14 protein-coding genes are annotated in these 11,498 nt (G+C 71.7%); 9 read left to right on the top strand and 5 right to left on the bottom strand.

Annotated elements, in window-relative coordinates:
- Positions 1-123: 123 nt before the first annotated feature.
- Positions 124-1,623, bottom strand: a complete 1,500-nt coding sequence (locus HTZ77_RS32410) for a DUF2079 domain-containing protein (protein WP_328808899.1) — start codon at positions 1,621-1,623, stop codon at positions 124-126.
- Positions 1,624-1,732: 109 nt separating this feature from the next.
- A complete protein-coding gene (locus HTZ77_RS32405) occupies positions 1,733-2,107 on the bottom strand; it encodes a hypothetical protein (RefSeq protein WP_175593525.1) in 375 nt (124 codons plus the stop codon).
- 251 nt (positions 2,108-2,358) lie between these two features.
- Here HTZ77_RS32405 and HTZ77_RS32400 point away from each other — a divergent pair, with 251 nt between their 5' ends.
- Positions 2,359-3,285: an anti-sigma factor RsbA family regulatory protein gene (locus HTZ77_RS32400; protein ID WP_175593524.1), complete on the top strand. Its 927-nt coding sequence runs from the start codon at positions 2,359-2,361 to the stop codon at positions 3,283-3,285.
- A gap of 188 nt (positions 3,286-3,473) precedes the next feature.
- Positions 3,474-4,115, top strand: coding sequence for a DUF998 domain-containing protein (locus HTZ77_RS32395; protein ID WP_175593523.1), 642 nt, complete (start codon positions 3,474-3,476; stop codon positions 4,113-4,115).
- On the opposite strand, the gene HTZ77_RS32390 is transcribed toward HTZ77_RS32395, so the two are convergent.
- Positions 4,076-4,441: a hypothetical protein gene (locus HTZ77_RS32390; RefSeq protein ID WP_175593522.1), complete on the bottom strand. Its 366-nt coding sequence runs from the start codon at positions 4,439-4,441 to the stop codon at positions 4,076-4,078. The two genes, HTZ77_RS32395 and HTZ77_RS32390, sit on opposite strands and share 40 nt — an antisense overlap.
- A 98-nt stretch (positions 4,442-4,539) precedes the next feature.
- On the opposite strand from HTZ77_RS32390, the gene HTZ77_RS32385 reads away from it, so the two are divergent.
- From HTZ77_RS32385 to HTZ77_RS32360, 6 genes are all read left to right on the top strand, one after another.
- A complete protein-coding gene (locus tag HTZ77_RS32385; RefSeq protein WP_175593521.1) occupies positions 4,540-4,998 on the top strand; it encodes a universal stress protein in 459 nt (152 codons plus the stop codon).
- Between the two features lie 54 nt (positions 4,999-5,052).
- Positions 5,053-6,324, top strand: coding sequence for an APC family permease (locus HTZ77_RS32380; protein WP_328808898.1), 1,272 nt, complete (start codon positions 5,053-5,055; stop codon positions 6,322-6,324).
- A 139-nt stretch (positions 6,325-6,463) separates the two neighbouring features.
- Positions 6,464-7,438 carry a phosphotriesterase family protein gene (locus tag HTZ77_RS32375; protein ID WP_175593520.1) on the top strand — a complete coding sequence of 325 codons (975 nt, stop codon included), beginning with the start codon at positions 6,464-6,466 and terminating at the stop codon, positions 7,436-7,438.
- Between the two features lie 41 nt (positions 7,439-7,479).
- The gene (locus tag HTZ77_RS32370; protein ID WP_253773637.1) at positions 7,480-7,866 is read left to right on the top strand and encodes an STAS domain-containing protein; all 387 of its coding nucleotides are present in this window, start codon (positions 7,480-7,482) and stop codon (positions 7,864-7,866) included.
- A gap of 10 nt (positions 7,867-7,876) precedes the next feature.
- On the top strand, positions 7,877-8,419 hold the full coding sequence (locus HTZ77_RS32365) for a sigma-70 family RNA polymerase sigma factor (protein ID WP_175593518.1): 543 nt from the start codon (positions 7,877-7,879) through the stop codon (positions 8,417-8,419).
- Between the two features lie 451 nt (positions 8,420-8,870).
- Complete coding sequence (locus HTZ77_RS32360) at positions 8,871-9,266, top strand: hypothetical protein (protein ID WP_175593517.1); 396 nt, start codon at positions 8,871-8,873, stop codon at positions 9,264-9,266.
- Positions 9,267-9,323: 57 nt separating this feature from the next.
- Here HTZ77_RS32360 and HTZ77_RS47760 read toward each other — a convergent pair whose 3' ends face one another.
- The gene (locus tag HTZ77_RS47760; RefSeq protein WP_268960172.1) at positions 9,324-9,452 is read right to left on the bottom strand and encodes a hypothetical protein; all 129 of its coding nucleotides are present in this window, start codon (positions 9,450-9,452) and stop codon (positions 9,324-9,326) included.
- A gap of 67 nt (positions 9,453-9,519) precedes the next feature.
- Positions 9,520-10,539, bottom strand: coding sequence for a hypothetical protein (locus HTZ77_RS32355; RefSeq protein WP_175593516.1), 1,020 nt, complete (start codon positions 10,537-10,539; stop codon positions 9,520-9,522).
- 119 nt (positions 10,540-10,658) lie between these two features.
- Here HTZ77_RS32355 and HTZ77_RS32350 point away from each other — a divergent pair, with 119 nt between their 5' ends.
- A complete protein-coding gene (locus HTZ77_RS32350; protein ID WP_235995510.1) occupies positions 10,659-11,495 on the top strand; it encodes an alpha/beta fold hydrolase in 837 nt (278 codons plus the stop codon).
- Positions 11,496-11,498 lie beyond the last annotated feature (3 nt).

The raw sequence follows: 11,498 nt of genomic DNA, 5'->3' as shown, positions 1-11,498 counted from the left end.
TCACCGCTAAGGTGGCCACGAGGTCTCCGGGTACAGGTTCTTCTTGGTCGTTGAACCCTTTACCGGAGACCTCTTTGCTTATCCGGCTACGACACGCCGTTGATCAACACTTCGAGACAGGCCCTAGGGGCGGTTGAGCACCACGTAGCCGTCGCGCTCGAACACCCTGCGGTACCCCTCGGCCTCCAGCCTGCCAACCGTCGCGGCCTGCTCCTCCGCCGAGCCGAACGGGAACTCCCAGCGGGCCGTGTCCGCCACCACCCACGGGGCGCCGCTCGACTGCCCGCTCCACAGCAGGACGGTGGCGCGCCCGGACAGCGCGGGCCCGACCGAGTTGGCGGCCTCCACGACGACGCCCGCCGGCACCTTGGACACCGCCTCCCGGGCCGCGGCCACCTTGACCTCGTCGCCCCGGTAGAAGGACGGATGGTAGAGCTGGTCCAGCGCGAAGCGGGGGACCAGCGTCACCGCGATCACGCAGGCCCCGAACGCCCAGGCCAGCTTCAGCGACCGGTCGTCGCCGCGCCGGAACCGGCGCAGCAGCCGCGCCAGCCCGTCCACGCCCGCCAGCAGCAGGATGACGACGGTGAACGCGCTGTACTGGAAGTCCGCCTGCCACCACAGGGCGCGGTCCGACAGCATGCGTTCGAGCACGTGCGGCAGCGCCGCCAGCGACAGCGGCGACAGCAGGCAGAGCAGCAGCGTCGGCCAGACCATCAGGAAGAGCGTGTCGACCTTGGCCTCGTCGTTGAACGGGATGAGGAGCGCGCCCACCGGGTCGCGCAGCAGCGTCAGCACGGCGCTCGGCGCGTCCGGCCCGAGGTGGCCGTAGGCCCAGAAGTCGTCGGTGCTGCCGCCCAGCATGGGGATGAGCGCCCCGCGGGTCAGCATCACCCCGCCCGCGCCGATCGCCGCGCAGCACAGGCCGCGGAAGCGGTCGCCGGTGACGAACAGGTAGATCGCGAAGCCGATCACCATGAGCCCCATGTCCTCCTTGACCAGGAGGAGCCCCGCCATCGCCGCGAACGCCGGCCCGTGCCGTCCCGCGTGGTAGCGCTCGATCATGATCGAGGTGAGCAGCGGGACGAACATCACCTCGTGCGCGTCGAACGCGATCGCCTGCGCCACGGGCCACGACAGCGCGTACGCGACGGCCACGAGGTAGGCGGGGGCGGTGCCGAGCACCCGGCGGGCGAACAGCCACACGAACGGGATCGCGGCGGCGAACAGCAGCGCCTGCGCGACGACCAGCGACTCCGGCCCGTCGTGGATCCAGTAGAACGGCGCGAGCAGCGCGTACGCGGGGGAGAAGTGGTCGGCGATCTGCAGGTATTCGAGCCCCCGGCCGTGGAAGGCGCCGACGGCCGGCACGTACGGCGGCCGGAAGTGCGCGTAGTTGCGCACGGCCTGGTCGAAGATGACGAGGTCGAAGATGGAGGCGCGGAACGTGGCCAGCTTGACCAGCCCGATCACCGCGTAGATCGAGGCGGAGAGCAGGGCGATCAGCCCCACGCCGAGCCGGTGGCCGCTCAGCCGGAACCCTGCGGCGCTCAGCCGGTGTCGCCAGGGGGAGGAGGTGGCGGGGGTCGCCTCGGTGTCGCCCGCCAGCGTGTCGCCCGTCACGAGCAGCAAGATTAGACGGATTTTTCGGGATGTGCGGACTTCCTGATGATCGCCCCGGCCGCCGCGATGCACTGCCCCCCGCAGACCTCGCGACGGCCGGAGGCAGGCGTCAGCCGCAGGCGCTCTGGATCTTCGTCTGCGCCGACTGGATCTTCGACATGCTCTGCGTCATGCCGGAGGGGTCGTCGATCTTGATGCCCTCGAAGACGGAGGCGAGGTCGTTGATCGCGCCCGCGAGGTCGCCGTCGTACTTGCCGGCGAGCGTCTTGAGCTTGCCGGCGGTCTCCTGGCTGGCCTTCTCGAAGGCCTTCGGGTCGGTGGCGGCGCTGGCCACGGAGGTCTGAAGCTCGGCGGTGATCTTCGTGACCTCCTTGCCGACCTCGTTGCAGTCGACCGCATTGCCGATGGCGCCACAGGCGGTGGTGAGGCCGGCGAGGGTGAGCGTCGCGATGGCGACGGCGATGCGACGGCTGGGGGTGTTCATTTCATGCCCTTCGTTGCTTTTGCGGATGAAGGGAAATTATGGGCCCAGCCTTGATGGTCACTTGCACACCACTGACATCGCCCCGTGGCCAGGCGTCAGAAGGGGAGCCGCCGGCCGGAGGGAGTGCGGAGGTCGAGGGGGACCGGCTGCTGCGCCGGCTTGGGGCGTTGCACGATCTGGACTCTCTTCACAACCCTGGGATACCCAACGGATTGCCTTGAACTCCTCACGAGCGGGTACCGTGACGGGTGATGCTGGCGGACCCCTTCGTGCACCCGGCGCTCTTCTACAGAGGCGACCGGGAATACGTCGATGCCACCACGGCCTTCATCCGCGGCGGGCTGGCCGCGGGTGAGCCGGTGGCCGTGGCGGTGCCCGCCGCGAACCTCAAGCTCATCGAGAGCGCCCTGGGCGCCGACGCCGCCCGCGTACGCCTGCTGAACATGGAGGACGCGGGCCGCAACCCCGGCCGCATCATCCCCGCGGTGCTGCGCGCCTTCGCCGACCGCCACGCCGGCGGGCACGTGCGCATCATCGGCGAGCCGATCTGGGCCGGTCGCAGCTCCACCGAGTACCCGGCCTGCGCCCAGCACGAGGCGCTGATCAACCTGGCCTTCACCGGGCGGCACGTCACGATCCTGTGCCCGTACGACGCCGAACGGCTCGACCCGGAGGTCCTGCGCGAGGCGGAGCTGACCCACCCGGTGCTCCAGGACGCCAAGGGCGAGTGGGCGAGCGACGCCTACGACCCGCACCAGGTCGTGCGCGTGCACAACCTGCCCTTCCCCGAGCCCAGCGGCTTCGCCGTCCTCCGCTTCGATCGCGGCAACTTCGCCTCGGCCCGCGCCCTGGTCGCCGGTCTGGGCGCCGAGCTGGGCTTCGACGACGCCCGGCTCGACGACATCCGCCTCGTCGTCGCCGAGCTCTGCGCCAACAGCCTCGACTACGGCGGCGGCGCGGGCGACATCCGGGTCTGGGCCGAGCGCGACCGGCTGGTGTGCGAGGTCGGCGACCAGGGGCACATCACCGACCCGCTGGCCGGCCGCGAGCCGGTGGACCCGCGCGTCGCGGGCTCGCGCGGGCTGCTCATCGTCAACCTGCTGAGCGATCTCGTACGGATCCACACGCGGGCGGGCGGCACCACGATCCGCGCCTACTTCGACCTTCCCGCCCGCTGACCCTCCGGCGGACCGGGTAGGGCCCGCCCTACCGACCCTGAGGAGGGCGTCCCCCTCGGGGAGGATGTCCGCCCAGGTCACCCGGGTCGTCCCAGGGGTGCCCCGACCAAGGTATTAGGGGGCCGTTCAGGGCCGCTTCGGGCTGATCTCCGATACTCCGCGAAGCCGCGTTCCACGAGCTTTGAGGCATGAAGGCATTGCTTGTGAGCGGACTCTCCACCATCGCCACCGGGACGGGCGCCATGCTGGCCCTGCACACCTGGACCGGGCTCGACCCGATGCACACCGTGATCAGCTCGTACGCCTTCTACCCGGGAGGCTGGCTGCTGCCCACCTCGCTGACGTTGTTCGCGGTCGGCGGCGCGCTGACCGCCGAGGGGCTGCGCCGGGCCGGCGCGAGCGGCGGCGTCGTGATGCTGGTGGTGGCGTGGGCGGTCAGCATGTTCCTCATCGGGGCGTTCCCGACGGACCGGCCGGGCGTGCCGCTGTCGCTGTCGGGCGGCATCCACCGCTACGCCGCCTTCGCCGCGTTCCTTGCCATGCCGGCGGCCGGGATGCTGTGGGCCAGGACCCGCCCCCGGTACGCCCGCGCGGTGCGGGTGCTGAGCTCGATCGCCCTCGGCGCGCTCCTGATGGTCGTGATCCCGTACGTCGTGCGGATGTGCGGGATCCCGCTGGCCGACGACGAGGTGCCGGCCGGGCTGACCCAGCGCGTCGTGGTGGTCTCCGAACTGGGCGTGCTGGCCCTGGCCGGCCTGTCGATGCTCCGGCCGGCCTCCCGCCGGGCGGCTCAGCGCTCCCAGGGCGGGGTGTCGCCCATCTTGGCGTAGTACTTGGCCAGGTGCGCCTTGACCCGGGAGATCTCGTCCTCGGGGATGCGCACCCCGCCCCTGGCGCCGTCCACCACCCCCGCCGCGGCGATGACGGCCCGCGGCACGACTTTCAGCTCACCCCCGACGACGTCGGCGATCGGCAGCTTGTACGCGCCGAACTCGTCGGCGTCGTCGGCGTCGTACCAGAGGTGCGCCTGCCGGTACTTGTCGTTCGGCTGCTCCTCGGCGCCCGCCCACTTGCGCACCCGCTTGTCGGCCGCGGCCGAGTCCCACTCGCGGTCGCGGTCGGCGAGCGGCAGGTCCTGGAATCTCGTCACCGTCATGACATGGGGCTACCCGCCTCCCAGGCGTGAAACGGCCGCCTGTTGGTAGGTACACGGTCCTGATGGAACGAACGTCCGTCCGATGAGGAGATGAAGAGATGACCATTCTGATCGCCTATGACGGGTCCGAGGACGCCAAGGCCGCGATCGCGTTCGCCGGCACGCTGCTGAAGGGCGAGGCGGCCGTGGTGCTGACCGTGTGGGAGCGGGCCGCGATGACGTCCGCGCGGGCGTCGGCCGGGCTCGTGGTGGCGGTGGGCGACACGAGCGCCGAGGACGCCGCGATCGAGGAGTCGATGACGGAACTGGCGGCCGAGGGGGCCAGGCTCGCCCGCGAGGCCGGGCTGGAGGCCACGCCCCGGGTGGCGACCGACGCCCTGTCCGTGTGGTCGGCCATCGTGGACGTGGCCGAGGAGGTCGGCGCCACGCTCATCGTGACGGGCACGCGCGGCATGGGCGGGATCCGGTCGCTGCTGCTGGGCAGCACGTCCGACCGGGTGCTGCACCACGCCACCCGGCCCGTCCTCGTGGTCCCCGCCCCGGAGGCGCACACCTGACGCAGCCGGTGCCGGCGGCATGAGGCAGAGTGACTCCCGGTGGGGAGGGGTCACGTGAGCGAGGGACTGGCTCGGCGGCTGGGCACCGGTGACGCGGTCGTCGTCGGGCTGAGCGCGATGATCGGCGCGGGCGTGTTCGCGGCGTTCGCGCCCGCGGCGGCGGCCGCCGGGCCGTGGCTGCTCGTCGCGCTCGCGCTCGCCGCCGTCGTCGCCTACTGCAACGCGACGTCCTCGGCCCGCCTGGCCGCCCGCTACCCCGAGTCGGGCGGCACCTACGTGTACGGCCGGCGGCGGCTCGGCCCGCTGTGGGGCTACCTGGCCGGGTGGGGCTTCACGGTCGGCAAGACCGCCTCCTGCGCCGCCATGGCCCTGACCTTCGGCGCCTACGTGGCCCCCGGCCTCGCCCGGCCGCTCGCCGTGGGGGCCGTGGTGGGGGTCACGGTGCTCAACTTGTACGGGGTGCGGCGCTCGACCGCGGCGGCCCGGGTGATGGTGGCGTTCGTGCTGGTCGTGCTCGCGGCGGTGATCGCCACCGGCCTCCTGGCCACGCCGTCGTCCCCTCCTCCGCGGGCGCTCGTGGCGGTGGCCGAGGAGACGGGCCCCTCGGTCACCGGGTGGTGGGGCGTTCTGCAGGGCGCGGGCCTGCTGTTCTTCGCGTTCGCCGGATACGCCCGGATCGCCACCCTGGGCGAGGAGGTGCGCGACCCGGCGCGGGCGATCCCCCGCGCCATCGGCATCGCCCTCGGCGTCACGCTCGCCGTCTACACGCTGGTCGCCGTGGCGGCCCTGCGCGTCCTGGGCTGGCCCCTGCTGGCCGCGTCCGACGCCCCGCTGAGCGACGTCGTGGAGACCGCGGGCTTCGCGTGGCTGCGGCCCGTGGTGACAGCGGGCGCAGCGGTGGCGGCGCTCGGCGCGCTGCTCGCCCTCGTGCTCGGCGTCTCCCGCACGGTGCTCGCCATGGCCCGCGAACGCGACCTGCCGCACGTCCTGTCGGCGGTCCATCCGGCGCGCCGGGAGCCGCGCCGGGCCGAGCTGGCCGTGGGCGTCGCGGTGGTGGCGCTGCTGCTCGTGGCCGACCTGCGCGGGGCGATCGGGTTCTCGTCGTTCGGCGTGCTGGTGTACTACGCGATCGCCAACGCCGCCGCGCTCACCCTGACGCGGAAGGAGGGCGCGCCGCCCAAGGTCGTGCCCGTGACGGGGGTCGTCCTGTGCCTGGTGCTCGCCGCCACGCTGCCGTGGGCGTCCGTGGTGGGCGGGCTGGCGGTCTTCGTCGTGGGCGCGCTCGTCTGGACGGTGGTCCACCGCCGAAGATCAGCACGTCCGTAAGGGGAGGGGCGACACGGGCGCGCCGGGCGTTGACCGGGCCGGGACGCGCGCTTAGGTTGGCGCGCACGGCCGCCTGTGCGGTGTGTGGGCGGCGCTCGGGTGAGCGCGCATGCCGTCCGGCCGGCATGGAGGTGCGACCATGCCCGTCCCCACCGTCCGAGGCCCCGTGGACGCCGCCGATCTCGGTCAGACGCTGATGCACGAGCACGTCTTCGTCCTGTCGCCCGAGCACGTGGAGAACTACGGCCGGGGCGTCTGGTGGGACGAGGAGTTCCGCGTGGCCGACGCGATCCGCAAGCTCAACGCGCTGGCCGCCACGGGCGTGCGGACCCTCGTCGACCCGACGGTGTGGGGTCTCGGCCGCTACATCCCGCGCATCCAGCGCATCGCCGCCGAGGTGCCGGACCTGCACGTCATCGTCGCCACCGGCCTCTACTGCTTCGAGGAACTGCCGCACCAGTACGAGCACCGCGGCCCCGGCCTGCTGCTGGACGGCCCGGACCCGATGGTGGAGGACTTCGTGCGCGACCTGACCGTGGGCATCGCCGACACCGGGGTGAGGGCCGCGTTCCTCAAGTGCGTGGTCGAGGAGAAGGGACTGACCCCCGGCGTCGAGCGCATCTGCCGCGCCGTCGCGCGGGCGCACCTGCGCACGGGCGCCCCCATCACCGTGCACACGAACGCGGCGGCGCGCACCGGGACGATCGCGCTGGACCTGTTCGCCAAGGAGGGCGTGGACCTGACCAAGGTGGTCGTCGGCCACGCCGGCGACTCCAACGACCTCGATCACCTCATGAGCCTGGCCGACACGGGCGCCACGCTCGGCATGGACCGGTTCGGGCTGGACGTGTACAACACGACCGAGCGGCGCGTGGCCACGATCGCGGAGCTGTGCCGGCGCGGGTACGCGGACCGGATGGTGCTCAGCCACGACACCGCCTGCTTCATGGACTACTTCGGCGGGGCCTGGGACGACGCGCTCGCCGTCTTCGCGCCGAACTGGCGATACGATCACATTCACCACGAAGTCCTGGCAATGTTGCTCGATTCGGGCGTGGCGCAGGGACATATTGACCAGATGCTGGTGTATAACCCGAGAAGCTACTTTGCGTAAAGTAGTGGGATCAGTACTGCAACACAGGTAGGTGGAGCTGGGTGACTTCGGAGCAAGCCTTGTCGATCAGCTTGGGGCTCCAGGGCCCGTGCGTCATCGCGAGGCTCACAGGAGACTTCGATTTCGCCTCAGCCGCCGAAGTGCGTGATCGCGTCACCAAGGCGCTCGATCTCACCCAGCCGCCCATGCTGGTCATCGACATGCAGGGCGTCGAGGTGTGCGACTCGTCCGGTCTGTCGGTGCTCGTGTACGTTCACAAGGCCGTCACCGCGTCCGGCGGGCGGCTGCTCCTCGCCGGGCTGAACGGCAGGTGCAAGCACCTGTTCGCGATCACCGCGCTGGACAAGTTCTTCGACATCCGCAGCACGGCCGAGCTGGCCATCGCCGAACTCTCCGAACCGGGGAATTCACCGCCGTTCCCGGGGTAGTCGCGATGGCATGCCGGCTCACGAGCCCGACCTCCTGGGTGTCTATCTGAAGCAGATCGGCGGCATCCCGCTGCTGTCCGCCGCCGACGAGGTGGAGCTCGCGCGGCGCGTCGAGGCCGGTCTCTACGCCGGCCACCTGATCGCCCTGGCCGCCGACGGGGACCGGGAGGCGGCGCGGCTCGCCGAGCTGTACGAGATCCGCGACGAGGGGCTGCGCGCCAAGGAGCTGCTCATCAGGTCGAACCTGCGCCTCGTGGTCTCCGCCGCCCGGCGGTACGCCCAGCGCGGGCTGCCCCTGCTCGACGTCATCCAGGAGGGCAACCTCGGGCTGATGCGGGCCGTGGAGAAGTTCGACTACAAGCGCGGCTACAAGTTCTCGACGTACGGGATGTGGTGGATCCGCCAGGCCATCGAGCGCGGCATCCACGACAAGAGCCGCACGGTGCGGCTGCCCACGCACGTCGGTGAGGAGCTGTCGCGCCTGGCCAGGATGCGGCGGCGGCTCGCCGCCGAGCTGCCGCCGCGCGAGGCGTTCGTCATGGAAGCCTCGTGATTGACACCCCTGGATTCCCCCGTGGGGAGGTAAAGACGCAGCACGGCACCGTGCGGTTCGGTAATGTGTTCGCCATCCGGTGGTGTGGTCCAAGCCGCCGAACTACCGCCGGGCTGGCGGGATGTGATGCCTGTGGAGGCCGTGTAAGACCCCGACTTGGGTTCGTCCCGGGGGCAGCCGCCTGTGAAGCAGGAAGGTCCGATCCGCGAGGGTGGGAATCTCCCGGCTTCAGCCGTGGGGAGGAGGTCAACAGGCACCGGTACGGCCTGGCGGGGGCACGCGCCCGACCACATTGACGCGGTCGGGCGATGCTCTTCGTTGACCGGGTGGGGATCGTGACGGTTAATCGAAGAGCCTGAGTCGCTTTCAGCGGGGTAAGCGAGGGTTCGTCGCCTTTGGGGGCATCATGGGTAACCGCCGCTCCGTCACGCCCTTACGCAGCCTGTCGGCCATGTCGGCCTTGTCCGCTGCCACGGCCGTCGTCGTCCTGGCCGCCGCGCCCCTCCCGGCCGTGGCCGCCGCGCCTGCCACCCCGGCCGCGCAGCTGATCAGCTACAAGATCGTCCTAGGCCGCTGCAAGGACACGTGCCGGATCAAGGTCAAGATCACCAACATCTCGCGCAAGACCCTGTACGACGTCTCGCTCAACGCCCGCCTCAAGGTCAACAAGACCAAGGCCGGATCGTGCTACGACTACGTGGGCACCATCCGCGCCAAACGTCAGCGCTGGGCGGGCTGCACGGTGCGCTCCAGCAGGCTGGCGTCGCTGTGGAACCGGTGGCTCGACGGCGAGATCCGCTGGGACACCCACGTCAGCACGGTCGTCCACTACGAGTACTACCGCTGACGCTCCACAGGAAAGCCAGGGGCGCGAGCGTCGCCGCCCGCCCCCTGGCCGCCGGCGTCAGGAGGTGACGAGAAGGGCCAGGCCGATCAGCACCACGACCGGTACCACCCAGACCACGGCCTCGGCAGCGAACTCCTTGTACATCTCGCGGATCTCCCTCGTCACGCCCCGGAGGGCGGCGTACACGTCACTGCGCAGCATAGCCGCCCGCGCCCGCCACTCCGTCCAGCCCCGGCCTCCCGTGGGGGGCGGGTCAGTCCTCGGCCCGGGGGTGGAGGCGGCTCCGGGTCAGGCGCTTGCCGAACCCGGCCAGGGACTCGTCGGCCATCAGCGCCGCCAGGCGCGGGGCGTCGGAGTCCACCTGCCGCAGGACGTCCGGATCGGCTCCGGCGAAGCGGCTCCAGGCGCGCACCACGTCCGGCATGGCGGAGATCGCGTCCGGTGACAGGATCGCCTCGCGGGGCAGCCACGACGTCAGGAACTGGGACACCCTTCCCGGGCTCCACCACAGAGGACGATCCCCGATGAACTCCGCCAGCTTCGCGAACGCCTCGTCCGCCCCCTTCGTGGCCGGCAGGTCGTGGAAGCGGGACAGCGTGTCGTCGGGGGCCGGCCGTACGGGATCGGGCACGGTCAGGGCGCGCGCCAGCGCGAAGGGCCGCACGGCCGGGTACGTGTCGGCGACCGCCGCCCCCATGACGCGGTCGGTGAGCTCCAGGGCGTCCAGGATCCGCCCGGCCACCACCCGGGGCTCGGACGCCTCCAGGCTCAGGTCGTCGAGGAACTTGGGCTCCTCCACCAGCGCGTCCACCGCCAGGCCGCCGTTGACCTGGTCGATGGCGACGATCAGCATGTGCGGCTCCTTGCCGTCGCGGTAGCGGAACGACAGGACGGCGAGCGTCTGCTGCCCATGGCGGTCGGCCTTGCCGTACCAGGCTCCGTCGCAGTCCACCTGGCCCATCCGCCGCACCCACGCGGGCGACGCGTCGCGGGCCTCCGCGCCGTGGGCCGTGTAGAGGTCCGGTGCGACGGCGGCATCGGGCTCCGTGGCCGAGGCATCGGGTTCCGTGGTCGCGGTGACGGCCAGCGCGGCCAGCGCGAGCCGGGCCTCGGGCCTGTCGGCCTCCACCAGCTCCTGGACGAACCGGCGCGCCTCGGCGGGCGCCTGCCCCGCCATGAGCCGTGACGCCCACAGCTCGGTGCGCAGAGGCGAACGCCACCGCAGCAGATCGCGGGCCTGGGTGATCGCCGTCGTCGACGCTGGAGTGCTCACCCTCCGACCGTAGTCCACGAGAAGCGGCGGGGCGCGCCGGGATTCCTGGCACCGAAGGGCGCCGTCGTTCGCCCCGGGGGTTGGCACTGACGCAGGGTCAACCTCCCAGCATGGTCGGCATGACCACGAACATCCACGCGGCCGGCCGGGACGACCGGCGGCACTTCACGGTCCACCACGACGGCGTCACGATCCCGGTGTCCCGCGGCGGCCGGGGGCGACCGCTCGTCCTCTGCCCGGGGTTGAGCTCCACGCAGGCCGACCTGCACGAGCTGATCGAGCTGCTGCGCCGCGACCACGACGTGGTGACCTTCGACCTCAGGGGCCACGGCCTCTCCTCGGCCGCCGGCCGGTACTCCTTCGAGGCGTTCCTCGGCGATCTCGCCGCGGTGCTGGCGGAGACGCGACGCCACGGCCTGCCCTCGCCGCCCGTGCTCGTGGGTTACTCACTGGGCGCGGACCTGGCCGTGCACCACGCCTCCGAGCACCCCGGCGCCGTCGCCGAGCTCGTCCTCATCGACGGGGCGAACCCGGTGCCCGAACCGTTCGTCACCGAGGCCGACCTGGCGGAGTTCCGCGCGATGTGGGAGGACCTGGCCGCCGCGCAGGAGGCCCTGCGGGGCACCGCGCGCCAGGTGTCGCTCACCGCCCACGACATCCTCGACCTGAACGTCGAGATCGACGCGGTCCGGTCCGCGATCCTCGACCGCTACCGGAAGATCGACTGCCCGATCAGCATGATCATGTCGACCTCGATGGCCGGCGACGACGATGAAGGGCCCGCGCCGCGGTTCAACCGCAACTGGCGGGCCGGCGTCGAGCGGCTCGTCCGCGAGCAGCCGCGCGTCTCCACGTCCTGGCTCGACGCCGACCACCGGCTGGTCTTCACCCACGCCCCGCAGATCGCCCGGATCATCCGGCGTCTACCGGCCCCGGCCCGCCGGCCGGCTCCCTGAACG

The organism is Nonomuraea montanisoli (assembly GCF_013363975.1).
In the GTDB taxonomy this organism is placed as follows: Bacteria; Actinomycetota; Actinomycetes; order Streptosporangiales; family Streptosporangiaceae; genus Nonomuraea; species Nonomuraea montanisoli.
This window is presented reverse-complemented; position numbering and strand designations above follow the sequence as displayed.

Coding starts and splice junctions, on each gene's coding strand:
- HTZ77_RS32360 (WP_175593517.1), top strand. CDS start 8,871: ATGTCGGCCTTGTCCGCTGCCACGGCCGTCGTCGTCCTGGCCGCCGCG.
- HTZ77_RS32365 (WP_175593518.1), top strand. CDS start 7,877: ATGCCGGCTCACGAGCCCGACCTCCTGGGTGTCTATCTGAAGCAGATC.
- HTZ77_RS32405 (WP_175593525.1), bottom strand. CDS start 2,107: ATGAACACCCCCAGCCGTCGCATCGCCGTCGCCATCGCGACGCTCACC.
- HTZ77_RS32390 (WP_175593522.1), bottom strand. CDS start 4,441: ATGACGGTGACGAGATTCCAGGACCTGCCGCTCGCCGACCGCGACCGC.
- HTZ77_RS32385 (WP_175593521.1), top strand. CDS start 4,540: ATGACCATTCTGATCGCCTATGACGGGTCCGAGGACGCCAAGGCCGCG.
- HTZ77_RS32350 (WP_235995510.1), top strand. CDS start 10,659: ATGACCACGAACATCCACGCGGCCGGCCGGGACGACCGGCGGCACTTC.
- HTZ77_RS32375 (WP_175593520.1), top strand. CDS start 6,464: ATGCCCGTCCCCACCGTCCGAGGCCCCGTGGACGCCGCCGATCTCGGT.
- HTZ77_RS32395 (WP_175593523.1), top strand. CDS start 3,474: ATGAAGGCATTGCTTGTGAGCGGACTCTCCACCATCGCCACCGGGACG.
- HTZ77_RS32400 (WP_175593524.1), top strand. CDS start 2,359: ATGCTGGCGGACCCCTTCGTGCACCCGGCGCTCTTCTACAGAGGCGAC.